The sequence below is a fragment of the Streptococcus sp. HMSC065C01 genome (assembly GCF_001813525.1).
Lineage (GTDB): Bacteria > Bacillota > Bacilli > Lactobacillales > Streptococcaceae > Streptococcus > Streptococcus parasanguinis_V.
Map to the genome: position 1 here is coordinate 15,972 of NZ_KV812826.1, position 24,049 is coordinate 40,020.

General features: G+C 35.1%; 21 protein-coding genes and 4 tRNA genes. 18 read left to right on the forward strand and 7 right to left on the reverse strand.

What is annotated here, in order from left to right; genetic code table 11:
• Window positions 1-31 precede the first annotated feature (31 nt).
• Entirely contained in the window at window positions 32-2,599 is a 2,568-nt protein-coding gene (locus HMPREF2918_RS00345; RefSeq protein WP_070594302.1) for a YfhO family protein, read from the forward strand.
• Between the two features lie 99 nt (window positions 2,600-2,698).
• Here the strand turns inward: HMPREF2918_RS00345 and HMPREF2918_RS00350 are convergent.
• The 6 genes from HMPREF2918_RS00350 to rlmH all read right to left on the reverse strand — a co-directional run bounded on the left by HMPREF2918_RS00350 (window position 2,699) and on the right by rlmH (window position 5,943).
• A tRNA-Asn gene (locus HMPREF2918_RS00350) sits at window positions 2,699-2,772 on the reverse strand.
• 8 nt (window positions 2,773-2,780) lie between these two features.
• Window positions 2,781-2,852, reverse strand: a tRNA-Glu gene (locus HMPREF2918_RS00355).
• Between the two features lie 50 nt (window positions 2,853-2,902).
• On the reverse strand, window positions 2,903-3,661 hold the full coding sequence (locus HMPREF2918_RS00360) for a response regulator transcription factor (RefSeq protein WP_003009229.1): 759 nt from the start codon (window positions 3,659-3,661) through the stop codon (window positions 2,903-2,905).
• On the reverse strand, window positions 3,658-4,998 hold the full coding sequence (locus HMPREF2918_RS00365) for a sensor histidine kinase (protein ID WP_070594304.1): 1,341 nt from the start codon (window positions 4,996-4,998) through the stop codon (window positions 3,658-3,660). The genes HMPREF2918_RS00360 and HMPREF2918_RS00365 overlap by 4 nt, the downstream gene beginning before the upstream one ends.
• A gap of 349 nt (window positions 4,999-5,347) precedes the next feature.
• Window positions 5,348-5,421, reverse strand: a tRNA-Arg gene (locus HMPREF2918_RS00370).
• Between the two features lie 42 nt (window positions 5,422-5,463).
• Window positions 5,464-5,943 carry a 23S rRNA (pseudouridine(1915)-N(3))-methyltransferase RlmH gene (gene rlmH, locus HMPREF2918_RS00375; protein ID WP_003009233.1) on the reverse strand — a complete coding sequence of 160 codons (480 nt, stop codon included), beginning with the start codon at window positions 5,941-5,943 and terminating at the stop codon, window positions 5,464-5,466.
• A 204-nt stretch (window positions 5,944-6,147) separates the two neighbouring features.
• Here rlmH and HMPREF2918_RS00380 point away from each other — a divergent pair, with 204 nt between their 5' ends.
• The 5 genes from HMPREF2918_RS00380 to HMPREF2918_RS00400 all read left to right on the forward strand — a co-directional run bounded on the left by HMPREF2918_RS00380 (window position 6,148) and on the right by HMPREF2918_RS00400 (window position 11,288).
• Window positions 6,148-7,329, forward strand: coding sequence for a serine protease HtrA (locus HMPREF2918_RS00380; protein ID WP_070594306.1), 1,182 nt, complete (start codon window positions 6,148-6,150; stop codon window positions 7,327-7,329).
• A gap of 71 nt (window positions 7,330-7,400) precedes the next feature.
• On the forward strand, window positions 7,401-8,162 hold the full coding sequence (locus tag HMPREF2918_RS00385; RefSeq protein ID WP_070594308.1) for a ParB/RepB/Spo0J family partition protein: 762 nt from the start codon (window positions 7,401-7,403) through the stop codon (window positions 8,160-8,162).
• 267 nt (window positions 8,163-8,429) lie between these two features.
• Entirely contained in the window at window positions 8,430-9,788 is a 1,359-nt protein-coding gene (gene dnaA / locus HMPREF2918_RS00390) for a chromosomal replication initiator protein DnaA (RefSeq protein ID WP_003009237.1), read from the forward strand.
• 159 nt (window positions 9,789-9,947) lie between these two features.
• A complete protein-coding gene (gene dnaN / locus HMPREF2918_RS00395; RefSeq protein WP_021154169.1) occupies window positions 9,948-11,084 on the forward strand; it encodes a DNA polymerase III subunit beta in 1,137 nt (378 codons plus the stop codon).
• A 12-nt stretch (window positions 11,085-11,096) separates the two neighbouring features.
• Window positions 11,097-11,288, forward strand: a complete 192-nt coding sequence (locus HMPREF2918_RS00400; protein WP_003002008.1) for a DUF951 domain-containing protein — start codon at window positions 11,097-11,099, stop codon at window positions 11,286-11,288.
• 35 nt (window positions 11,289-11,323) lie between these two features.
• Here the strand turns inward: HMPREF2918_RS00400 and HMPREF2918_RS00405 are convergent, their stop codons facing one another.
• On the reverse strand, window positions 11,324-11,821 hold the full coding sequence (locus HMPREF2918_RS00405; RefSeq protein WP_023920004.1) for a DUF1307 domain-containing protein: 498 nt from the start codon (window positions 11,819-11,821) through the stop codon (window positions 11,324-11,326).
• A gap of 177 nt (window positions 11,822-11,998) precedes the next feature.
• Here HMPREF2918_RS00405 and ychF point away from each other — a divergent pair, with 177 nt between their 5' ends.
• The 12 genes from ychF (at window position 11,999) to HMPREF2918_RS00460 (ending at window position 23,940) form a co-directional block, all read left to right on the forward strand.
• Window positions 11,999-13,114, forward strand: coding sequence for a redox-regulated ATPase YchF (gene ychF / locus HMPREF2918_RS00410; protein WP_003010773.1), 1,116 nt, complete (start codon window positions 11,999-12,001; stop codon window positions 13,112-13,114).
• A gap of 68 nt (window positions 13,115-13,182) precedes the next feature.
• On the forward strand, window positions 13,183-13,752 hold the full coding sequence (pth, locus tag HMPREF2918_RS00415; protein ID WP_003009246.1) for an aminoacyl-tRNA hydrolase: 570 nt from the start codon (window positions 13,183-13,185) through the stop codon (window positions 13,750-13,752).
• Between the two features lie 4 nt (window positions 13,753-13,756).
• Window positions 13,757-17,251 carry a transcription-repair coupling factor gene (gene mfd, locus HMPREF2918_RS00420; RefSeq protein WP_070594310.1) on the forward strand — a complete coding sequence of 1,165 codons (3,495 nt, stop codon included), beginning with the start codon at window positions 13,757-13,759 and terminating at the stop codon, window positions 17,249-17,251.
• A gap of 68 nt (window positions 17,252-17,319) precedes the next feature.
• Window positions 17,320-17,586, forward strand: coding sequence for an RNA-binding S4 domain-containing protein (locus HMPREF2918_RS00425; protein ID WP_003002258.1), 267 nt, complete (start codon window positions 17,320-17,322; stop codon window positions 17,584-17,586).
• The gene (locus tag HMPREF2918_RS00430; protein ID WP_003009251.1) at window positions 17,579-17,947 is read left to right on the forward strand and encodes an FtsB family cell division protein; all 369 of its coding nucleotides are present in this window, start codon (window positions 17,579-17,581) and stop codon (window positions 17,945-17,947) included. The genes HMPREF2918_RS00425 and HMPREF2918_RS00430 overlap by 8 nt, the downstream gene beginning before the upstream one ends.
• Before the next feature lie 3 nt (window positions 17,948-17,950).
• Window positions 17,951-18,079, forward strand: a complete 129-nt coding sequence (locus HMPREF2918_RS11445) for an SP_0009 family protein (protein WP_003009253.1) — start codon at window positions 17,951-17,953, stop codon at window positions 18,077-18,079.
• Complete coding sequence (locus HMPREF2918_RS00435; RefSeq protein WP_256263162.1) at window positions 18,072-19,337, forward strand: serine hydrolase; 1,266 nt, start codon at window positions 18,072-18,074, stop codon at window positions 19,335-19,337. The genes HMPREF2918_RS11445 and HMPREF2918_RS00435 overlap by 8 nt, the downstream gene beginning before the upstream one ends.
• Entirely contained in the window at window positions 19,337-20,611 is a 1,275-nt protein-coding gene (gene tilS, locus HMPREF2918_RS00440) for a tRNA lysidine(34) synthetase TilS (protein ID WP_070594314.1), read from the forward strand. Before HMPREF2918_RS00435 ends, tilS begins: the two co-directional genes overlap by 1 nt.
• Before the next feature lie 4 nt (window positions 20,612-20,615).
• The gene (hpt, locus tag HMPREF2918_RS00445; protein ID WP_003018402.1) at window positions 20,616-21,158 is read left to right on the forward strand and encodes a hypoxanthine phosphoribosyltransferase; all 543 of its coding nucleotides are present in this window, start codon (window positions 20,616-20,618) and stop codon (window positions 21,156-21,158) included.
• Window positions 21,159-21,168: 10 nt separating this feature from the next.
• The gene (gene ftsH / locus HMPREF2918_RS00450; protein WP_003002062.1) at window positions 21,169-23,142 is read left to right on the forward strand and encodes an ATP-dependent zinc metalloprotease FtsH; all 1,974 of its coding nucleotides are present in this window, start codon (window positions 21,169-21,171) and stop codon (window positions 23,140-23,142) included.
• Between the two features lie 91 nt (window positions 23,143-23,233).
• Window positions 23,234-23,305: transfer RNA gene (locus tag HMPREF2918_RS00455), tRNA-Glu, on the forward strand.
• Window positions 23,306-23,460: 155 nt separating this feature from the next.
• Window positions 23,461-23,940 (forward strand): sigma-70 family RNA polymerase sigma factor, encoded by a 480-nt coding sequence (locus HMPREF2918_RS00460; protein WP_003009261.1) that lies wholly within the window; start codon window positions 23,461-23,463, stop codon window positions 23,938-23,940.
• Window positions 23,941-24,049 lie beyond the last annotated feature (109 nt).

The following is a 24,049-nucleotide window of genomic DNA, read 5'->3' on the forward strand; positions in this document are numbered from 1 at the left end:
TAATGATTTCAGGCTCTTTCAGTAGAAATATATGAATAAAACAAAGCTAAAAACATCCCTTTTTATAGTATCTTCTTTCCTGATTCCAGCTATCATGATGTTCTTTATTTACCTCTCGCAAGGAATCTACTGGAACAGTGATACATCCCCCTTATTAGGAGATGGTTATCATCAGTATGTCATTTTTGATACCACACTTCGAAATATTTTACACGGGACAGATAGCCTATTTTACAGTTTTCAAAGTGGACTAGGCATTAATTTCTATGCACTCAGTAGCTATTATCTAGGAAGTTTCTTTTCTCCTCTTGTCTACTTCTTTAATGCACAATCCATGCCGGATGCTGTTTACCTCATCACTCTTCTTAAATTTGGAGCTATTGGGTTAAGCACTTATATTAGTTTACATGGAATGTTTTCTAAAATTCCTAGATCCCTGGTTCTTACCCTTTCAACCTCATTTGCTCTTATGAGCTTTGCTATCAGCCAAATTGAAATCAAAACTTGGCTAGATGTTTTTATCCTAGCACCATTAATTCTTTATGGATTCAAAAAACTCATTTACAATGAGGGAGAGATTCTCTACTTTATCAGCTTAACCAGCTTGTTTATCCAAAATTATTATTTTGGGTTTATGATGTCTATTTTTCTTATTTTATGGTACTTGACACAACTGTCATGGGACATCAAAGTAATTGGAAAACGCTTCTTTCATTTTGTAATTGTATCTCTTTTATCAGTTATAACAAGCCTTGTGATGTTATATCCAACCTTCTTAGATTTACGCACTCATGGAGAAAGTTTTTCAAAGGTTGACAGTATCTTTACAGAAAAAAGTTGGTATCTTGACGTATTTGCAAAAAATTTCATTGGAAGTTTTGACACTACTAAATATGGATCAATTCCAATGATCTACGTGGGATTATTTCCACTTCTATTAGCGATCACCTTTTTCTTTGTAAAGTCGATCAAGTTTCACGTGAAACTTTCTTACTTTATACTCTTGACCATTCTTATTTTGAGTTTTCGTTTTCAATTATTAGATCTCCTTTGGCAAGGTATGCACGCGCCAAATATGTTTCTTCATCGATACTCTTGGATCTTTTCTTTGACGATTATTCTGATGGCAGGAGAAGTACTAAATCGAATAGAGGAGATCACTTGGATTCGTTTTAGTCTTGCTAATTTCCTCCTTATTCTAGGATTTGGAGCAACTGTCCTTTACAGCAGTCACTATAAATTTTTAGATGCTGTCAATTTTATTGTTACTTTTGAATTTTTAATTGCTTTCTATTTGGTCTGTTTAGGATTTATCCTAAAAAAGATACCGCCTAGACTTTTCTATCTTTCGATCCTTTTTTTCTCCATCTTTGAATTATCGGTGAATAGTTATTATCAAATGGAAGGAATTGCGAATGAATGGGTCTTTGCTTCTCGGTCATCCTATGAACGAGACTTAAAAGCCATCCAATCCTTAGTAAGAGAGAAGACAGACTCTAATTATCGGACTGAGATTCTACAGCCACAAACGGGCAATGATAGCATGAAGTATGGTTATAATGGAATTTCTCAATTTTCATCTGTACGAAATACGGATGCTAGCTCGACATTGGACAAACTAGGATTTAAATCTGAAGGAACTAACCTCAATCTTCGATACCAAAACAATTCTATTTTAATGGATAGTCTATTTGGTGTTCGCTATAATTTAAGCCAACAACCTGTTCAAAAATTTGGATTTAAAGAGATTGCAACCAAAAATGGAGTCTCACTTTCAGAAAACGAATATGCCTTACCAATCGCCTTTCTGTCAGCAAAACCTTATAAAAATACTTCCTTTACGAATTTGACACTGGATAATCAGACACGATTCATCCATCAAATCACAGATGAAAAATATAAATTTTATAAGAAATTAAATATTCTCTCGCCTACTTCACAAAATACTACATCTTCGTTGCAAACTGCAAAAATTGAAGAAGATAGTCATCTATCCTACGCAAGTATTCAATATGAAGTAACGGTTCCTGCCCATAGCCAACTATATGTCAATGTTCCAAATTTACAATTTTCAAACGATGATCGGAAAGATATTGAAATCAGCTACAATGGACAGACTCAACGCTATACCATTGATAATGCCTTTCCATTCTTTTCGATTGGCCATTTTGACACAGAGGAAACAGTTACTATTCGTATGAGTTTTCCAGAAAATTCGACAGTCTCTTTTGATACACCAGAATTTTTTGCTCTGGATCTTGACCAATACACACAAGCTATCGCTAGCATTCGTCAGCAAGAAGTTGCTATTCACAAAAAGAAAAACAAATTGGTAGCAGCCTATAACGCAAATAGAGACACTACCCTTATTTTTACACTCCCTTATGATAAAGGCTGGTCAGCTAAACAAAATGGAAAACCTATCAAAATTCATCGCATCCAGAAAGGATTAATGGGAGTTCGTGTTTCAAAAGGATCCGGAACAGTCACCTTAACATTTGTTCCCCAAGGCTTCATTGAAGGACTCATTGCCTTTTTCGTTGGAATCATTCTCTTTTTCCTCTACGAATGGAGACAAATAAAAAGACGAAAAAGTTAAGGAATCTAACCATCGGTTCACTTATAAATAAAAGGCTAGGATAGTAATTATCCTAGCCTTTTTCAAAACAAAAAAACACCCAAATGGGTGCTATACTAGCTCCGCCAGTAGGACTCGAACCTACGACATCATGATTAACAGTCATGCGCTACTACCAACTGAGCTATGGCGGAATGAGATATAGTCCGTACGGGATTCGAACCCGTGTTACCGCCGTGAAAAGGCGGTGTCTTAACCCCTTGACCAACGGACCATATATTCATTAACAGAACATATCCCATTATATCAAAATTTAACTAATTGTCAAGCACTAAATTCTAAATTTTGCTCTTCAATTAATTTTTTGGCACGTTTGATATTGCTTCTTGAGATTGGACAAGAATAGCCTTCTTTCAACAGTAGCTGTTTCTTTTTCTTATCCATTCCAATGATCATACTTCTATTCACGATAAAAGATTGATGGGGACTGAAATATCTCTCCTCCACATCTTTCTCCAAGACATCTGATAAACTTCCCGCAATTTCTTTTTGAAAATTTTTCCCAACTAAGTTTAATTTATAAGCCGAACCAACAGTTTCAATATAAAGAATATCCTTAAATGGAATTTTTATCTTTTTATCCTTAAAGTCATACTCAAAATAATCTGTCAAATCATCATTTCCAATTTGAATAGTCGTTAGGTACTCAATACACTCCTTAATTTTTAATCTAAATAAATCTTCATTCAAATTTTTATCAATAAAATCTAAGGCAGATACTTTATAACGATAGGTAATCGAAGCGAATTCTGATTTTGTAGTAATAAAAACAATAATGGCATAAGGATTTGCTTCTCGTATTTTTTGAGCAATTTCCAGCCCACAATACTCATTGTCTTGGATATGAATATCTAGAAAATATAATTGGTGGATATCCGAATGCTGGATATAATTTTCAAATTCCGAAATTTTACCGGTAGAAATCACTTCAAGTTTAATTTCTAATTCCTTAGCAATTTCTGCAATATGTTTTTCTACCCGTATCTGTTGAGAGAGCTCATCTTCTAATAAAAAAATCTTCATTCTTGTTCGTATCCTCCAATCTTCAAAACTTGTAAAAAACGATTTCCTTGCAATTCTGTTTCTAAAAACATCGTTCCATAATTTGCTAAGATTTTTCTCACATTATTTAATCCTAGTCCTCTATTTTCTCCTTTTGTCGAATAGCCTTCTTCATATATTTTTCTAATATCAAAAGTGATTTCATTTGTTGTATTATGAATCACTAAGTAAACAATTTTTGAAATAGAGAAAATAGCAATATGAACTTTCTTTTCTTCTGCTTCTTTTGAAGCTTCCAAAGCGTTTGTCACTAGAATCCCAACGATTCTCACGATATCTAATAAATCAACTGGTAGTTGCTCGATTGGTTCACTCGTTTCAAAGGTCATCTCTACCCCAGCATCTCTTGCATCCAACCAGCCTCGAATCAAAATACTTCGTAAAGCAGAATCTTTGATATTGACCAAGTTGAATCCTGATAATGCTTCTGTATTGATCTCTTTATAACCTTTTTCCAATACTTCTCTATGGATTCTCTGTATTTCTGGAATATTTTCTTCCTCAATGGCTAATGACATAGAAATAACTAAATTTCCCAAATCGTGACGAAATCCCCTAACAATAGAATAGAGACTTTGAATTTCAGCCATATACCGACTCATTTGTTGCTCAGAAAATTCTTTATACTCCAGTTCTAAATTTTTACGATACTGATCTCGCTCGATTTTCATATGGAATAAGCTGACTACAAAAGAGAAAAAACAAATCGTTGCCAACATGCTCCCAAAATTTTTATATTGCGCTTGTTCACTAATCCATAAAGCAAAATTAATCACTACAAATATAGCAAAATAAACACAGATGAGTCTCTTTAAATATTTTTCAAATTCTTTCTCATAAAAAGGAGTGAAATCAAATTCAAATAAGTCAATTAACTTCAAAATGATTCCTAAAGAGACCAAACGAATGCACATATTGTAGACAATCGAGTAAGCTGCTACAACAGCATCTCCCAACACTGAAGAGACAATTATCGTCAGAAAAGTTGCTGTTCCTTCAACCGCTAAATAAGTAAAAAAAGAATAAAAAATGGCGCACAAGCGATTCGTCCGATTGGCATAATGATAATAAGGATATAAATAAACCGGCCATAAAAGCATATTTAAATCAGAGAGTCGAATATTTGAAAATAAAGTCACATCTAAAAATACTAAGAGACTTTCAAAAAGAAGAACAAAGGTGCTCAGCAGAAAGATAAATGCAAATTGATGTTCCTGATAGATTTTTTCGTCCACTAATGCAAACGTCAGAACAATGATCCCTCCCAAGAGAAAAGACAAGATTAATGACTGAATCACACAAACTCTCCCACTTTGTTTTTTCTATTTTATTATACTCTAGTATTATTATAAAAAAATAAAATTTTATATACAAAAAATTATAATATAAAATAGCCTAAAATTAAAGGGAATAGGTAAAATTGTAATGTTTTTAATGTTTTTGTTACATGAATGAAAACTATTTTACACAATTTATATAATCTACACTTTGCACTATATAGGGATTGTTAGTTCTTTTTTAAAATATTCCTAATAAATCATTTCATTACTATTAATCTATAGCAAAGTATACAAAAATTAATAGATAATGAAAATTTATACATTTTAACATAAAAGAAAAGATGCAGCAAAAGCTGCATCTTTCATTTGATCCCAGCAGGATTCGAACCTGCGACCGTTCGCTTAGAAGGCGAATGCTCTATCCAGCTGAGCTATGAGACCGAACTTACTTCATTTTAGCAGAAAAAGGAAGGAGCGTCAAGGTTATTTATGGTAAGGACTCCCCTGTTGAATCATGAAAGCACGATAGATTTGTTCCACCAACACTAATTTCATCAACTGATGAGGAAGAGTTAATTGACCAAAGCTCATTAATAAATTTCCTCTTTTTTTCACTTCAGGAGACAGACCAAGACTGCCTCCAATAACAAAAGTAAGGTTTGAATAACCAGATGTCATAATCTGGTCAATCGTTTGACTAAATTTCTCTGAAGGAAATTGTTTTCCTTCGATGGCTAATACAATCACATATTCCTTATCTGAAATCTTAGAGAGAATTCGTTCCCCCTCTTTTTCAAGGATTTGTTGATTTTCGAGTTGACTAGCACGATCTGGAGTTTTTTCATCAACTAACTCAACCTGTTCTACTTTTGCAAATCGACCAAGCCTTTTAATATACTCCGCGATCCCATCTTTTAAGTATTTTTCTTTTAATTTTCCAACGGTTATCAATTTAATTTTCATTCCCCTATTGTAGCATAATTCTTCAATTCCACAAATAATCCACAGCTATAGAAAGGAAATCTATTCTATAAAGTCCTTTTTAAAGCCATTTCTCAACTAAATTCTACAAGTTATCCACAAATTGTGGATAACTTTAGTTATTTAAGATATAATTAAGAAAGTTTTTCTATACTCTAGACAATTTGATATCCTTAGGAGGAAAATATGAAATCTTCATCTAATTTACTGAAAAAAATTGGAAACGTAGCCCTCATTTTTGTTGTAGGTTTTCTAGGTGGTATTCTTGGAACCTTTTTAACCTTACAAACCTCTCATTCTTCTACTTCAAATACTGAAAGTAAGCAAGTACACTCAACCACTGTTAAAACAGCTTATAAAAATACAACCTCAACTAGTGAGGCCGTAGACAAGGTGAAAAATGCTGTAGTTTCTGTGATTACTTATTCTGATTCTTCGAATCAAGGGTTATTTGAAAAAGAAGAAAACTCTGACTCACAAATTTCTAGTGAAGGTTCTGGGGTCATTTATAAAAAAGAAGGAAAATATGCCTACCTTGTTACCAACACCCATGTCATCAATGGTGCTAAAAAAGTAGACATTCTTTTAGCAGATGGGAATAAAGTGCCTGGAGAAGTAGTTGGATCAGATGTCTATTCTGATATTGCAGTCGTTCGCATTAGTGCGGATAAAGCAAAGGCAGTAGCTGAATTCGGAGATTCAAACCAATTAACAGTCGGTGAGACTGCAATTGCAATCGGTAGCCCTCTTGGAACTGATTATGCGAATTCTGTTACTCAAGGGATCATTTCTAGCCAAGGTCGCAATGTGAATTTGAAAGCTGATAATGGACAAAATATCTCTACACGCGCCTTACAAACAGACGCAGCCATCAACCCAGGGAACTCTGGAGGGCCATTAATCAATATTCAAGGACAAGTCATTGGGATTACCTCAAGTAAAATTTCAAATAATGGACAAACTTCAGTAGAAGGAATGGGATTTGCTATTCCTGCAAATGATGTTGTCAATATTATCAAACAGCTAGAAGAAAAAGGAAAAGTAGTTCGACCAGCTCTTGGAATCCAAATGATGGATTTATCCAACCTTTCAACTTCTGATTTAAGCCAATTAAAACTTCCTGAAAAAATCTCTGGAGGAGTACTAGTTCGTTCAACACTTGAAAATATGCCTGCTTCAGATAAATTGCAACGTTATGATGTCATCACAAAGATCGATGATACAGATATCGAGTCAACTGCAGATTTACAATCCGCCCTCTATTCTCACCAAATCAATGATACAATCAAGGTCACATTCTATCGTGATGGAAAACAACAAACAACTTCTATCAAGTTGACAAAATCAACTGAGGATCTGAGCGATTAACTTTCACTTTCTTGACATACTTGTAAACACACCTTTACGAATTTGTAAAGGTGTGTTATTCTATTCATAAGATGGAAAAATTAGAAAAAATAGCGGTAAAGGACATTCGAACCAATCCTTTCCAACCAAGAAAAGTATTTGATCAAGAAAAATTAGAAGAACTGGCTCAGTCAATCAAAGAAAATGGCTTAATTCAACCCATTATTGTCAGAAAATCTCCAATAATTGGTTTTGAATTGCTTGCAGGTGAAAGACGTTTTAGAGCTTCAAAAATTGCTGGATTAGAGCTTGTTCCTGCGATTATTAAAGAGTTAACGGATCAAGAAATGATGCGACAAGCCATTATTGAAAATCTTCAACGAGAAGATCTCAATCCAATTGAAGAAGCTATCTCCTACCAAAAGCTCGTTGATCATGGCTATAAGCACGACCAAATCGCTCAATTTATGGGGAAATCTAGACCCTATATCAGCAATATGCTTCGCTTGTTACATCTAGCTCCCTCTGTTCAAGAAGCAGTCATTCAAAATGATATTTCTTCGGCTCACGCGCGTGTTCTTGTTCCTCTTGATGAGGAAGAGCAGCGCTTTTGGTTGGAGCGAATCAAACAGGATCATTTAAATGTTCGAACATTAGAAAATAAGATCAGTTCAAAAAGAAAACAGAAAAATAAAAAAACAAAAGAAAATTTCCTACTAGAAGAGGAACAACGATTGAAAAAAATATTAGGAACAGATGTGACGATACACTCCTCTTCTCAAAATAAAGGAACTATCCAAATTTCTTTTTCCAGTCTTGATGAATACCAACGAATTATCAACAGCCTTAAATAAGGCTGTTATTTTTATTTTTTATATTGACAAGCTTTTCCACCATAAAAATCTTTTGTAAATAGAAGAAAAATAAGGATATTCTCTAGTTATCCCCACTTTGTGGATAACTTTTAAAAACAATGTGAATTTAAATCCACAACTTGTGGAAAAGTTTAAAACTATAATTTAATTTCATGAAATTTAGCCTGTGGAAAACTATTTTTGTTTGTGGTAGAATAGGAGTACGTATGATTTGATACAATTCAAGAAAAGGAGGGAAGTCTGATAGTGTCACAAGAAGAGCAATTTTGGTCTCGTTTTTTAGAATTAGCCCAATTACAACTAAAAGATAGTGCCTATGATTTTTTTGTCGCCGATTCAAAATTAGTCAAAATCGATGGAGAGACGGCTACCATTTATCTTGATGGGAATTATAAAGAATTATTTTGGGAAACAAATCTAAAAAATGCTTTGATCACAGCCAGCTTTGAAGTCTACAATACAGATTTGAAGTTCCATTTCGTTTTTGAAGATACCGAAGAAATTCCTAGTAGTCATAGCAGTGAGAATAGGAGATTATCTTCAGGTAGCTTAACAACCGAACCGTTGCCTAAAATTGATACAGGTCTGAAATCAAAGTACACCTTTGATAATTTTGTGCAAGGGGATGGAAATATTTGGGCGAAAGCAGCAGCGCTTGCAGTTTCTGAAAATCTTGCAACAACTTACAACCCTCTCTTTATCTATGGTGGACCAGGGCTTGGAAAGACTCACCTATTGAACGCAATTGGAAATCAAATCCTAGAAAATATTCCAAATGCACGGGTTAAGTATGTCCCAGCAGAAACCTTTATTAATGAATTTTTAGAACACCTTCGATTAGGAGAAATGAAGACGTTCAAGAATACCTATCGAAGTCTTGATCTCTTACTGATCGATGATATCCAGTCACTTGGTGGGAAGAAAGTCACGACTCAAGAGGAATTTTTTAATACCTTTAATGCCCTCCATAGCGACAACAAACAGATTGTTCTAACAAGCGATCGAAGTCCGGATCATTTAGATAGTCTTGAAGAGCGGCTAGTTACTCGTTTCAAATGGGGACTAACGCAAAATATAACACCACCTGATTTTGAAACTCGGATTGCTATCTTACGGAATAAAATTGAAGATCTAGACTATATTTTTCCTAATGACACACTAGAATATCTAGCTGGTCAGTTTGATTCAAATGTCCGAGACTTAGAAGGTGCCTTAAATGATATTTCTTTAATGGCGAAGGTTAAGAAACTAAAAGAAATTACGATCGATGTTGCAGCTGAAGCTATTCGAGCTCGTAAAAACGATAATAGCAAGACGCTTGTCATCCCCATTGAAAAAATTCAGGAAGCAGTTGGAGCCTTTTATGGAGTCAGTGTAAAAGAAATCAAAGGTTCTCGAAGAGTTCAGAATATTGTCCTAGCACGACAAGTGGCCATGTATCTTTCAAGAGAGATGACGGACAACTCACTTCCTCGAATCGGAAAAGAATTCGGTGGGAAAGACCATACGACTGTCATTCATGCCTATGAAAAAATTAAAAGTATGGTCGACACAGATGATAATCTACGACTCGAAATTCAAAGTATCAAGAAAAAGTTAAATTAATCTGTGGATAACTTCCTCTAAACTTCTAGGGGTTATGCACAATTTTTAAACAAGTAACTTTTCAAGTCATAGACAGGATTCTGAGAGTTTTCCACAACTTCCACACAATCTACTATTACTATTAACTTACTAATCATAAAATAAATAAAAGGAATGACCATGATAAATTTTTCTATTAACAAAACTTTATTTTTACAAGCATTAAATACTACCAAAAGAGCGATCAGTTCAAAAAATGCTATCCCAATCCTTTCCACGATTAAAATTGATGTCACTCCAGAAGGAGTTGCCTTATCTGGATCGAATGGCCAAATTTCAATTGAAAACTTTATTTCTATCAAAGATGAAAATGCTGGTTTATTGGTGACCTCTCCAGGCTCTATTTTATTGGAAGCAACTTTCTTTATTAATGTGGTTTCAAGTTTACCAGATGTTACTTTAGATTTTAAAGAGATTGAACAAAAACAGGTTCTTTTAACAAGTGGAAAATCAGAAATTACACTTAAAGGAAAAGATGCAGATCAATATCCACGTATTCAAGAAATTGCTGCAAGTAATCCATTAGTTTTGGAAACAAAATTATTAAAACAATTAATTAATGAAACAGCATTTGCAGCAAGTGTACAAGAAAGTCGTCCAATTTTGACAGGTGTTCACTTTGTTTTATCGGATAATAAAGAGCTAAAAACAGTAGCAACAGACTCTCACCGTATGAGTCAAAAAGTGATTACACTGGAGAAAAATGGAGACAACTTTGATGTTGTCATCCCAAGTCGCTCTCTTCGTGAATTCACCTCTGTTTTTTCTGATGATATTGAAACAGTTGAGGTTTTCTTTGCTAACAATCAAATTCTATTTAGAAGTGAACACATTAGTTTTTATACCCGTTTGCTAGAAGGAAATTATCCTGATACAGACCGTCTCATTCCAACAGAATTCAATACAGAGGCAACCTTCAATGTGGCCAACCTTCGATTTGCAATGGAGCGTGCTCGTCTTCTTTCAAATGCGACTCAAAACGGAACGGTTAAATTAGAGTTCAAAAATGGAGTGGTTTCTTCCCACGTTCATTCACCAGAAGTTGGGCGAGTAAATGAAGAGATCGATACGAGCGCCGTTTCAGGAGAGGATTTGTCTATTAGCTTTAATCCAACTTATTTGATTGAAGCGCTCAAAGCTATTGACAGTGAACAAGTTGTTATTCGTTTTATTTCTTCTGTTAGACCGTTTACATTGGTTCCAGAAGGAAATGAACAAGGGTTCATTCAATTGATTACGCCAGTTCGCACAAATTAACAAAGGTGAATCATGTATACGTTAGGTGATTTTGTAGAAATGAAAAAGCCTCACGCTTGTGTGATTAAAGAAACAGGCAAGAAGGCAAATCGTTGGGAAATTACGCGACTTGGTGCAGACATAAAAATCAAGTGTAGCAATTGTGATCATGTGGTCATGATGAGTCGCCATGATTTTGAACAGAAAATGAAGAAAGTACTATAAAAGGTTCAGTCACTTATGTGACCGAACCTTTTCGATTATTTTAATTCTTCAAATTTTCCATTTTTAACTTCTTTGAAACCACCCTGTTTCATCATATCAAAAGTTGATTTGAAGCTGATATAGTCGACTTTTTTATCTTTTTGTGTCGTTACTAATTTCTTTTCAATTAGCTGATCTAAGTCTGCCTTTTCATAATTTAGTGTTGTTTTTTCAACCATATAATCATCTTTATATTCAGCAGAATGTGTGAATCCTTTGACATCTTTGTATTCTTCATCATATTTATCGATCATTTCCTTTAATTGATCTTTCGTAACTCCTGCCTCTTTGTAATAAATAGTAGTGGTGGTTTGGTTACTGATCGCTTTATCACCTTTATGTTCTAGTGTAATACGAACATCTGTTTTCTTTTCTTGGTTGATTGCCTGAAGATAGGATTTTTGAACAGATTGTTGTCCACAAGCTCCAAGAAGAAAGAGCGTAAAGATAGCGATTAAAGAAAGAAAAATAGATTTCCATATTTGTTTTTTCATCTGAAAAACTCCTTTATTCATTGTTAAATAGAGTATACCATATTTATCTTTTTAGAACGTTACAGTTTGATGAAAAAATCTAGTTTCAAAGGTGATGAAATATTTCATTTTTCATCACTTGTCTTTTGAATTATGTTATAATGAAAGAGATTGAAATTTGAACGGAGAAAAAGAAAAATGGCATTAACAGCAGGTATCGTTGGGTTACCAAATGTTGGTAAATCAACCCTATTTAACGCAATTACAAAAGCAGGAGCAGAGGCCGCAAACTATCCCTTTGCAACCATTGATCCAAACGTTGGGATGGTAGAAGTTCCAGATGAACGCCTCCAAAAATTGACGGAAATGATTACTCCTAAGAAGACAGTTCCGACTACTTTTGAATTTACAGATATTGCTGGGATTGTGAAAGGGGCTTCTAAGGGAGAAGGACTTGGTAATAAATTCTTGGCCAATATCCGTGAAGTAGATGCCATTGTTCATGTGGTACGTGCTTTTGATGATGAAAATGTCATGCGGGAGCAAGGTCGTGAAGATGCCTTTGTTGATCCACTAGCAGATATTGATACCATCAATTTAGAATTAATTTTAGCCGACTTAGAGTCTGTCAATAAACGCTACGCGCGTGTAGAAAAAATCGCTCGTACACAAAAAGATAAGGATTCTGTTGCGGAATTTAATGTTCTACAAAAAATCAAACCAGTTCTTGAAGATGGTAAATCAGCTCGGACCATTGAATTCACTGAGGAAGAACAAAAAGTAGTGAAAGGACTTTTTCTTTTGACTACCAAACCAGTTCTTTATGTAGCCAATGTGGATGAAGATGTTGTTGCAGATCCAGATTCTATCGAATATGTGAAGCAAATTCGTGACTTTGCGGCAACAGAGAATGCGGAAGTCGTGGTGATTTCTGCGCGTGCTGAGGAAGAAATTTCTGAGTTAGATGATGCAGATAAACAAGAATTTTTAGAGGCGATTGGCCTAACAGAGTCTGGAGTTGATAAACTCACGCGTGCAGCTTACCACTTGTTGGGACTTGGCACTTATTTCACAGCTGGTGAAAAAGAAGTGCGTGCTTGGACCTTCAAACGTGGCATGAAAGCACCTCAAGCTGCTGGAATCATCCACTCTGATTTTGAAAAAGGATTTATTCGTGCCGTGACCATGTCCTATGATGATTTGGTTAAATACGGTTCTGAAAAGGCTGTAAAAGAAGCAGGACGCTTGCGCGAAGAAGGAAAAGAATATGTTGTCCAAGATGGGGACATCATGGAATTCCGTTTTAATGTATAAGAGAGTTAAAAAGATGTAAAGGTTGGAAAAAATATTTCCAACCCTTTTAGTGTTTTGAAAGGAAAGAGATGACGAAATTAATTGTTGGATTGGGAAATCCAGGTGATAAGTATTTTGAAACCAAACACAATGTAGGCTTTATGTTAGTTGATCAAATGGCAAAGTCTTTAAATCTTACTTTCTCCCATGATAAGATTTTTCAAGCTGATATCGCTTCAACATTTTTGAATGGCGAAAAGGTCTATTTTGTAAAGCCAACCACTTTCATGAATGAGAGTGGAAAAGCGGTCCATGCCCTTCTGACTTATTATGGTCTGGATATTGAAGATCTTTTGGTTATTTACGATGATTTAGATATGGAAGTTGGTAAGATTCGTCTTCGAGCGAAAGGATCAGCGGGAGGTCATAACGGAATCAAATCGATTATTAATCATATTGGAACTCAGACTTTTTATCGAATTAAGATTGGAATTGGAAGACCTAAGCAGGGCATGTCAGTGGTTCATCATGTCTTAGGAAAATTTGATAAAGACGATTACATCACCATTCTACAAACAATCGATCGAGTAGAAGAAGCGGTTAATGATTACTTGGTAGAAGAAAATTTTGAAAGAAGCATGCAGAAATACAACGGGTAAGTAGATGAATGTAATTGATTTAGTGAGTCAAAACTCCAACCTTCTATCCTGGCAACAAGGTTTGCAAAAAAATAATAGGGAATTGATCTTAGGATTGTCTGCGACCACAAAGGCTATTGTAATGGCTTCAGCCTTTGATTCTATTGAAAAAGCAGTCCTCATCACTTCCAGTTATAACGAAGCAGAACGATTAGCCAGTGATTTTATTGCCTTACTTGGAGAAGACAAAGTCCATACATTTTTGGGAGATGATAACCCTTTAGCAGAATTTGTTTTTGCTTCACAAGAAAGGCAATTTGCACGATTAGAGGCTTTGAACTTTTTATGTCAAGAAGATCGTCAAGGTATCCTTGTGACCAATGTGAGTGGTATAAAACTACTATTACCTTCTCCTAAAGTTTTTACATCTAGTATTTTTAAATTGAAGGTTGGTCAAGAAATAGACTTAACTACTCTGAGTGAAACATTACAGAAGATTGGCTATCAAAAGGTGAGCCAAGTTTTGCAACAGGGAGAGTTTAGTCTACGAGGAGATATTTTAGATATCTTTGAGATCGAACAACTCCAACCCTATCGGATTGAATTTTTCGGAGATGAGATTGATGGAATTCGAATCTTTGACCCAGAAAGTCAGCGTTCTGTTGAAAATGTTGAAGAAGTTCAACTGAAGGCAGTGAGTGATCTATTGTTGCAAGAGGAAGATTTTATCCGTGGTCAGCAACAAATAGAACAATTGCAAGAACAGAGTGCGAATGAAGAATTTAAATCTTATCTAGCAGAAATTCTGGGAGATATTTCTCAAAGGAAACTCCATCCGGATCTTAAAAAATTTATTAGTTTCTTTTACGAGAATCAATATACCCTATTCGATTATCTCCCTAATCATACTCCAGTCTTTCTGGATGATTATCAAAAAATAGCAGATCAAATAGCGAGATTTGAACTAGATACAGCTAATCTCTTGACGGAAGATTTACATAAAAATAGAGCTTCTTCTCGCCAAGTGTATTTTGCAGACACCAGTACAACATTACGAAAATATACGCCTGCAACTTATTTTTCAAACTTTCAAAAAGGATTGGGAAATCTGAAGTTTGATCATTTGTATCAATTCAATCAATATCCCATGCAGGAGTTTTTTGGACAATTTGATTTACTAAAAGAGGAAATTGAACGGTATCGAAAATCAAACTATACTGTTATTGTCCAAGCAACTTCTCATCACAATCTTCAACAGCTCCATAAAAATTTAGAAGAGTATGGAATTCGATTAGATTATATTGATGGGGATACGATCATTCCTCAAGCTAGTCAATTAGTCGTTGGAGGATTAGCTCACGGTTTTCAATTTGTTGATGAAAAAATTGTCTACATTACAGAATCAGAGATTTATCAGAAAAAGATCAAACGAAAGATTCGCAGGCAAAATATTTCCAATGCAGAACGCCTAAAAAATTATAATGAACTGGAAAAAGGGGACTATGTTGTTCACCAAGTTCATGGTATTGGTCAATATTTGGGAATTGAAACGATTGAAATTTCGGGTGTCCATCGTGATTATGTTTCAATTCAATATCAAAATGGAGATCGCATCTCGATTCCTGTCGATCAGATTCAGATGTTGTCCAAATACGTTGCAAGTGATGGAAAAACGCCAAAAATTAATAAGTTAAATGATGGGCGTTTCCAAAAAACGAAGCAAAAGGTTCAGACCCAGGTGGAGGACATTGCGGATGATTTGATAAAACTTTATGCGGAGCGTAGTCAATTAGAAGGCTTTGCCTATTCCAAAGATGATGAAAACCAAGAGGCTTTTGAACAAGATTTTCCATATATTGAAACAGATGACCAATTACGTTCCATTGAAGAAATTAAAAAAGATATGGAATCGAATCGTCCGATGGACCGATTGCTGGTTGGAGACGTCGGTTTTGGGAAAACAGAGGTCGCTATGCGAGCAGCCTTTAAGGCAGTAAATGATCATAAACAAGTAGCAGTGTTGGTTCCTACCACTGTTCTTGCCCAACAACATTATGCCAATTTTAAGGAGCGTTTTGAATCTTTTGCAGTAGAGGTTGCTGTTTTAAGTCGTTTCCAGAGTAAGGCAGAGCAGAAAGAAACGCTTGAAAAGTTGAAAAAAGGACGAGTGGATATTATTATTGGAACTCACCGGCTCTTGTCCAAAGATGTTGTTTTTTCAGACTTAGGCTTAATCGTGATTGATGAAGAACAACGTTTTGGAGTGAAGCACAAAGAAACCTTGAAAGAATTGAAAAAAAAGGTGGATGTGCTTACCTTGACAGCTACCCCTATACCTCGAACTCTTCATATGTCTATGCTAGGAATTCGAGATTTGTCTGTCATCGAAACACCTCCGACCAATCGGTATCCTGTGCAAACTTTTGTATTAGAGACCAATCCAACCATTATTCGAGACGCTGTGTTGCGGGAGATGGATCGTGGAGGACAGGCCTATTATCTTTACAATAAGGTAGATACAATTGAACAAAAGGTGTCTGAATTAAAAGAGTTGATTCCAGAGGCTTCGATTGGCTTTGTTCATGGCCAGATGAGTGAAGTTCGCCTGGAAAATACCCTGTTGGATTTCATAAATGGCGAATACGATGTCCTAGTGACGACAACCATTATTGAGACAGGTGTGGATATTCCAAATGCCAATACACTCTTTATTGAAAATGCGGATCATATGGGACTTTCAACGCTTTATCAACTAAGAGGTCGTGTGGGACGAAGCAATCGAATTGCTTATGCTTATTTGATGTATCGTCCAGACAAATCTCTTACAGAAGTGTCTGAAAAACGTTTAGAAGCTATTAAAGGTTTTACTGAGTTGGGTTCTGGATTTAAAATTGCTATGCGAGATTTATCAATCCGTGGAGCAGGAAATATCCTTGGAGCTTCTCAATCTGGTTTCATCGATTCAGTTGGTTTTGAAATGTATTCTCAATTGTTAGAAGAAGCTATTGCTAAGAAACAAGGCCAAGAGCATCGCAGGCAAAAGAGTAATGCAGAGTTGAACCTTCAAATAGATGCGTATTTACCTAATGAATATATTTCAGATCAACGTCAAAAAATTGAAATTTACAAACAAATTCGTGAAATGAATTCTGCAACGGACTATGAATACTTGCAAGATGAATTGATCGATCGTTTTGGAGAATACCCAGATGTTGTGGCCTACCTACTTGAAATTGGTTTAGTGAAAGCTTACTTGGATCAAGTCTTTGTCCGTCTTGTTGAAAGAAAACAACAAAAAGTGACAGTGAAATTTGAACTTATTGCCAAACAACTGTTTTTAACACAGGATTATTTCAAAGCTCTGTCAATGACACAGTTAAAGGCACAGATTGCAGAAGAAAAGGGATTGATTGAAGTGATCTTCGATATTCGAAATAAGAAAGATTTTGAAATTTTGGAAGCTCTGAAGCAATTTGGTCAAACCTTATTGGAAATTAAACAGGAAAAAGAAAAGGACTAGCAGTTCTTAGCTCATTTTTCGCATTTTATGTATAAAAAATGATACAATACTATGTTAGAGGTGACAGTATGAGATTAGATAAATATTTAAAAGTTTCTCGCATTATTAAGCGTCGTCCTGTTGCAAAGGAAGTTGCAGATAAAGGACGAATCAAAGTCAATGGAGTATTAGCCAAAAGTTCAACGGATTTGAAAGTGAATGATCAAATTGAAGTTCGTTTTGGAAATAAAGTATTGACGGTTAAAGTCTTGGAAATGTTGGATAGTACAAAAAAAGAAGATGCATCCAAAATGTATGAAATAATTAGTGAAACAAGGATAGAAGAAGATGCCTAAAAATATCGTTCAAATGAACAATAAATATATCAAAGACGAAAGTCAGCGAAAACGTTTTTTAGAAGAAGAAAGAAAAAAACGCAATCGTTTTCTGGGACTCGTCTTGATATTGGTCATGTTACTATTTATTCTTCCAACTTATAATTTAGCCCAGAGCTATCAATCGCTACAAGATAAAAAAGAACAATACAAACAGTTGGAAAAAGAGTATAAAGAAACAAGTGAACAAAAAGAATACCAACAAGACATCGCTAAAAAATTAAAAGACGATGATTATGCAACAAAATATGCACGCGCTAAGTATTCTTTTTCAAAAGATGGTGAATATGTTTATACCATCCCAGATTTACTCCCCCAATAACCGATGGAAAATATCTTACAAACAGTTAAACAATTCCTTGAATTTTCGGATGAAAAATTAGAGGAATTAAAAAAGAAAAACCAAATGATTAAACTTCAAAAGGATGAAAAGGAAAGGAATACAGGTGTCTAAACGATTTCTGCTCCTATTGTTAGTTCCAATTTTATTTATTGGGTCTCAAGCAGCGAGTATCGAGCAGTCTGAGTCTTCTCAGACAATGGCTCATCCATCAGAACTTTATTTTTCTTCAATTCCAGCGAATCCTAATGTCTATCGCAAAATTTCTGTTTTTTCTGATCCTCAGTTGAAAAAAGCAAAAGGAGAAATTCTTCCCAACACACCGTTTACAATCGAACAACTCTTTGTAAATGATGAAGGGAAAGCTGTATTTAAAATAGCAGATAAAGGATATGTATTAGCAGATTCTTCTGTCATTTTTTCTGATGTTGTACAAGAAACACAAGAAAAAAAACAAGACATGTGGCTAAAACCTGGTTTTAAAGTGTATGACCGACCCTTAATAAATGGTGCAAAAGAAAAAAATACACCTCTTTCTCCTTATACAAAAGTGACAGTCTTACGTACAGCTAAGACTTTACGAGATGAGTTTGTGGAGATTGAAGGTCAGGGCTGGGTGAACAAGGCATTCGTTACTGAAAAAGATAATCGAATGGAAAAAGTTCAGGACTTGTTAAATAGTAAATACAATTCTCCTTCATATGGAATCTATGTAAAACAATTAGAGACTGGAAATACTGCTGGAATCAATCCGCAAAAAGAAATGTATTCTGCCAGTGTAACGAAATTACCATACTTGTACTACGTCCAAGAACAGCTCAATAAAAAAGCCATTTCTCCAACTACAACCTACAAATATATTCCAGAAGTCAATGATTTCAAAGGAGGCTATGAACCAGAAGGAAGTGGTAGTCTTTCAAAAACACCAGATGGAAAAGAATATAGTGTTCAAGAGTTGATAGATAAGATTGCAAAAGAATCAGATAATGTTGGACATAATATCTTGAATTATTATGTCACTCATCAATCAGATCAAGATTTCCAAAAAACATTGGATAAAATTGCAAAGAAACATTGGGATGTTAAAAAAAGAGAAGCATCCGCTGAAATGGCTGGCAATGTCATGGAGGCTGTCTATCAACAAAATGGCCCTATTATTGATGCGCTCTCCTCTACAAAATATGATAATCAACGGATTGCGCGTGACCTTCCAGTAAAAGTTGCTCATAAAATTGGAGATGCCTATGATTTTAGACATGATGTTGCGATTGTATACACAAATTCACCCTATGTAATAGCTATTTTTACAGATCATTCGAATTATGATACGATTTCCAACATTTCAAAAGATATCTATGAGGTATTGAAATAATGGAAAAGCGATTTTTAGAGTTTTGTGAAAAACAAGATCTATTTACTCCCCATCGCCGTGTTTTGGTTGCCTTATCTGGTGGATTGGATTCAATGAATCTGTATGAACTTTTATATAAGAATAAAGAACGATTGAAAATCCATCTGGTACTCGCTCATGTCAATCATGGACAAAGACCAGAATCGGATTTAGAAGAAAGTGAACTTCGAACGCTAGCTGATAGGCGAGAAACACGTATCCATGTGGCTCACTATTCGGGTGATTTTACAGAAGCAAAGGCTCGTACCTTTCGTTATGATTTTTTTAAACAGATTATGGAGAAAGAGGATTGCACCGCTTTAGTAACAGGTCATCATGCAAACGATCAAGCTGAAACAACTTTCATGCGCTTGATACGAGGAACAAAATTACGCCATTTAAGTGGCATTCCTGTACGCCAACCATTTGGCAAGGGTGAATTAATCCGTCCTTTGTTAACTTTTACCAAAGATGAGTTGATGAAAATCCCTCACTTTGAAGACAGTAGCAATGACTCACAGGACTATTTTCGAAATCGTGTACGCCATCAATACCTTCCTGAATTTGAAAAAGAAAATCCTCAAATGCAAGCAAGTCTTCGTTATTTAGCAGAGGAAGTGACTCATTGGCACCAAGCACTGAAAGAATTGACTAGCGAGTTAAGCATTCAAGATTTAGCTTCTTTTAGAACGTATTCTCATTCTGTACAATCATTCTTATTAGAAGAGTATCTGGCACAATTTCCAGATTTGCAACTTGGTAGGGCCCAGTTTCAAGAATTATTAAATTTACTGCGAAAAAAAAGAAATTGCGTTCATTATTTAAAGTCGAATTATGAACTACATCAAGAATATGATTTCTTTGAAATACAAAAAATCAGTCAAAAGTCGGATGACCAACCCCTCCCATTTTTGTTAGAATTTGGGAATATCTTTGAAATTGCAAATTATAAACTATCTTTTGGACAACCATTAGTAGGGGAAAATGTAGAAATTCTTTCTGTTTCACGCGAAACTCCCATCTTAATTAGAGGGAGAAAGGAAGGAGATCAGCTGCTTGTTAATGGCCACCATCAAAAATTAAGACGGTGGTTTATCAACCATAAAATTCCAATTTCGCTTCGGCAAAAAGCTCTCATTATAGAACAGAATCATAATATTCTTTCTGTAGTGGGATTGGTAACGAGTGATTTGAGTAAGCCCTCAAAAAGTGGTATAATGAAAGATAGTCTTTATATTCAAAAAATAGATAGGTAAAAACATGTTAGAAAAAGATATAAAAAAAGTATTGGTTTCACATGATGAAATTGTAGAAGCAGCAAAGAAATTGGGTGAAACCCTAACAAAAGAGTACCAAGGAAAAAATCCAATTTTTGTTGGAATTTTGAAAGGCTCTGTTCCATTTATGGCAGAGTTGATCAACCACGTGGATACACATATTGAATTGGATTTTATGCTGGTTTCAAGTTATCATGGTGGTACGGCAAGCTCAGGTATTATTAATATTATCAAAGATATCGACCAAGATATTACTGGTAGAGATATTTTATTTGTAGAAGATATTATCGATACAGGTAAAACTCTCAAGAGTCTAAAAGAACTCTTTGAAGAAAGAAATGCAGCATCTGTAAAGATTGCTACCTTACTGGATAAACCTGAAGGCCGTTTGGTTGAGATTGAAGCAGATTACACCTGCTTTACGATTCCAAATGAGTTTGTTGTAGGATATGGTTTAGACTATGATGAAAATTATCGTAACCTACCATATGTTGGTGTATTAAAAGAGGAAGTGTACTCAAAATAGAGGAGACTAGATGAATAACAGAAAAAACAACGGTTTTGTTCGAAATCCTTTTCTGTATTTGTTGATTATTGTAGCGGCTGTGACAGGATTCCAGTACTTTTTTGCGGGTAATGGGGTTGGTCAAAGTCAGCAAATCAACTACACAGAATTGGTCAAAGAAATTAAAAATGATAATGTAAAAACGATCAGTTACCAACCAAATGGTAGTGTGATTGAAATTGCAGGTACCTATAATAAAGCAAAAGAATCAAAAGAAGATACAGGAATTCAATTTTTTACCCCAAGTGTTCAAAAAGTATCTCGCTTTACTAGTGTCATCCTTCCATCTGATATCACCGTCAATGAATTACAAAAATTAGCAGCTGACCACAAAGCAGAAATCACCATCAAGCGTGAGAGCTCAAGTGGCATGTGGATAACAATTCTCACTTCAATTGTTCCATTTGTTATCGTCATGTTCTTCTTCTTCTCAATGATGAACCAAGGCGGTGGCGGAGGTGCCAGAGGTGCCATGAACTTTGGTCGTAATAAAGCCCGCGCTGCTAATAAAGAAGATATTAAAGTTCGTTTTTCAGATGTAGCAGGAGCTGAAGAAGAAAAACAAGAACTTGTTGAAGTTGTTGAATTTTTAAAAGATCCAAAACGCTTTACTAAATTGGGTGCAAGAATCCCAGCAGGTGTGCTTCTTGAAGGCCCTCCCGGAACTGGTAAAACCCTTTTAGCAAAAGCAGTAGCTGGTGAAGCTGGAGTGCCATTCTTCAGTATCTCTGGTTCTGACTTCGTTGAAATGTTTGTCGGAGTCGGTGCTAGCCGGGTTCGTTCACTTTTTGAAGATGCTAAAAAAGCAGCTCCAGCCATTATCTTTATCGATGAAATTGATGCTGTTGGGCGCCAACGTGGTGTAGGTCTTGGTGGTGGAAATGATGAACGTGAACAAACCCTTAACCAGCTCTTGATTGAGATGGATGGTTTTGAAGGCAACGAAGGAATCATTGTTATCGCAGCAACTAACCGTTCTGATGTCCTTGACCCTGCCCTTCTTCGTCCTGGCCGTTTTGACCGTAAAGTATTAGTTGGACGTCCAGATGTGAAAGGTCGTGAGGCAATTCTTCGTGTTCATGCTAAGAATAAGCCACTTGCTCAAGATGTGGACTTGAAATTGGTTGCTCAACAAACACCAGGATTTGTCGGTGCTGATCTCGAAAATGTTTTGAACGAAGCAGCCTTGGTTGCAGCTCGTCGAAATAAAAAAGTAATTGATGCTGCTGATATCGATGAAGCAGAAGATCGTGTTATTGCAGGTCCATCTAAGAAAGATCGGACAATTTCACAAAAAGAACGTGAAATGGTTGCTTATCACGAAGCTGGTCATACAATCGTTGGTCTGGTCTTATCAAATGCTCGTGTAGTTCATAAAGTTACGATTGTTCCACGTGGTCGCGCAGGCGGTTATATGATTGCCCTTCCTAAAGAAGATCAAATGTTACTTTCTAAAGAGGACATGAAAGAACAATTAGCTGGGCTCATGGGAGGACGTGTTGCCGAAGAAATTATTTTTAATTCGCAAACAACGGGTGCTTCAAATGACTTTGAACAAGCTACCCAAATGGCGCGTGCTATGGTAACAGAATATGGTATGAGTGAAAAACTTGGACCGGTCCAATATGAAGGAAATCATGCGATGTTTGGTGCTCAAAGCCCACAAAAAATGATTTCAGAACAAACAGCTTACGAAATTGATGAAGAAGTTCGTGGTTTGTTGAATGAAGCCCGTAATAAAGCGGCAGAAATTATTCAAGGAAATAGAGAAACGCATAAACTAATTGCGGAGGCTCTATTAAAATATGAAACCTTGGATAGTGTTCAAATTAAATCATTATATGAAACAGGAAAAATGCCTGAAAATTCAGAGCATGAATTAGAAGAAGAAGCAAAACCTCTATCATATGATGAGATTAAGTCAAAATTAGAAGAAAACAACTAATTCAAAAGAAGGAAAATATTTCCTTCTTTTTTTATTAAAAAAGTGTTGACAGAGTGAAAATATTCTGTATAATAGAATATGTTGCAAAAATGGTCCGTTGGTCAAGGGGTTAAGACACCGCCTTTTCACGGCGGTAACACGGGTTCGAATCCCGTACGGACTATCGATAAACTGTCACCAAGTGACAGTTTTTTTTGTGTATTTGGACAAAATAGTTAAAAATAATAACCAAATAGTTAAAAAAACGTGCAGAATAGAAAAAAAGTCCAATGGGCTTCTTTATTTTTATAAAATACAGATAAAAATAAAGGAGAGCTTATGGAATTTAATAAAATGTATCAAAAAGTAAAATATATTGTAAGAAAATGTGAAAAAGAATATTATATTCAATTATGGGAAAAAGATGATTGGGAACAAGAAGGACAGCTAACACTCTTTGAACTTTATCAAAAAAATCCTGAAATTGAAACAAATGAAGAATTACTTTATACATATTTCAAAACAAAATTTAGAAATCATATTAAAGATAAAATAAGACAACAGGAAAGTGATAAGAGAAAAATTAATAGACTTCCATATATTGAAATTGGAGAAATTAGTCACAGAATTTCATCAAGAAAAATATATTTAGATGAGCTGGTTGTTCTGAGAGATGCATTAAAACGTTTTAAAGAAAAATTAACCGTAAAAGAAAAAGAACAATATGAAGCATTACTAGCAAACAGAAGATGTCTAGGAAAAACAAAAATGAAAAAGAAATTAGAGAACTATCTAAAGGATTTTAAAAATTCAATTTAAAAACTGAAAGTTGCCAGTGAATAAATGAACTTTCAAAAAAATAAATTTTTTTGGAAAAAAGTATTGACAGTAAGGTAAGGTCATGATATACTAATATAGTTGTCGCGCG

What these genes read in the sequence shown, in the direction of transcription:
- HMPREF2918_RS00400 (WP_003002008.1), top strand. Translation starts at nt 11,097, where the DNA reads ATGTATACGTTAGGTGATTTTGTAGAAATGAAAAAGCCTCACGCTTGT.
- HMPREF2918_RS00380 (WP_070594306.1), top strand. Translation starts at nt 6,148, where the DNA reads ATGAAATCTTCATCTAATTTACTGAAAAAAATTGGAAACGTAGCCCTC.
- HMPREF2918_RS11445 (WP_003009253.1), top strand. Translation starts at nt 17,951, where the DNA reads ATGGAAAATATCTTACAAACAGTTAAACAATTCCTTGAATTTTCGGAT.
- HMPREF2918_RS00345 (WP_070594302.1), top strand. Translation starts at nt 32, where the DNA reads ATGAATAAAACAAAGCTAAAAACATCCCTTTTTATAGTATCTTCTTTC.
- pth (WP_003009246.1), top strand. Translation starts at nt 13,183, where the DNA reads ATGACGAAATTAATTGTTGGATTGGGAAATCCAGGTGATAAGTATTTT.
- ychF (WP_003010773.1), top strand. Translation starts at nt 11,999, where the DNA reads ATGGCATTAACAGCAGGTATCGTTGGGTTACCAAATGTTGGTAAATCA.
- dnaN (WP_021154169.1), top strand. Translation starts at nt 9,948, where the DNA reads ATGATAAATTTTTCTATTAACAAAACTTTATTTTTACAAGCATTAAAT.
- HMPREF2918_RS00360 (WP_003009229.1), bottom strand. Translation starts at nt 3,661, where the DNA reads ATGAAGATTTTTTTATTAGAAGATGAGCTCTCTCAACAGATACGGGTA.
- ftsH (WP_003002062.1), top strand. Translation starts at nt 21,169, where the DNA reads ATGAATAACAGAAAAAACAACGGTTTTGTTCGAAATCCTTTTCTGTAT.
- HMPREF2918_RS00430 (WP_003009251.1), top strand. Translation starts at nt 17,579, where the DNA reads ATGCCTAAAAATATCGTTCAAATGAACAATAAATATATCAAAGACGAA.
- hpt (WP_003018402.1), top strand. Translation starts at nt 20,616, where the DNA reads ATGTTAGAAAAAGATATAAAAAAAGTATTGGTTTCACATGATGAAATT.
- rlmH (WP_003009233.1), bottom strand. Translation starts at nt 5,943, where the DNA reads ATGAAAATTAAATTGATAACCGTTGGAAAATTAAAAGAAAAATACTTA.
- HMPREF2918_RS00425 (WP_003002258.1), top strand. Translation starts at nt 17,320, where the DNA reads ATGAGATTAGATAAATATTTAAAAGTTTCTCGCATTATTAAGCGTCGT.
- HMPREF2918_RS00405 (WP_023920004.1), bottom strand. Translation starts at nt 11,821, where the DNA reads ATGAAAAAACAAATATGGAAATCTATTTTTCTTTCTTTAATCGCTATC.
- HMPREF2918_RS00385 (WP_070594308.1), top strand. Translation starts at nt 7,401, where the DNA reads ATGGAAAAATTAGAAAAAATAGCGGTAAAGGACATTCGAACCAATCCT.
- tilS (WP_070594314.1), top strand. Translation starts at nt 19,337, where the DNA reads ATGGAAAAGCGATTTTTAGAGTTTTGTGAAAAACAAGATCTATTTACT.
- mfd (WP_070594310.1), top strand. Translation starts at nt 13,757, where the DNA reads ATGAATGTAATTGATTTAGTGAGTCAAAACTCCAACCTTCTATCCTGG.
- HMPREF2918_RS00460 (WP_003009261.1), top strand. Translation starts at nt 23,461, where the DNA reads ATGGAATTTAATAAAATGTATCAAAAAGTAAAATATATTGTAAGAAAA.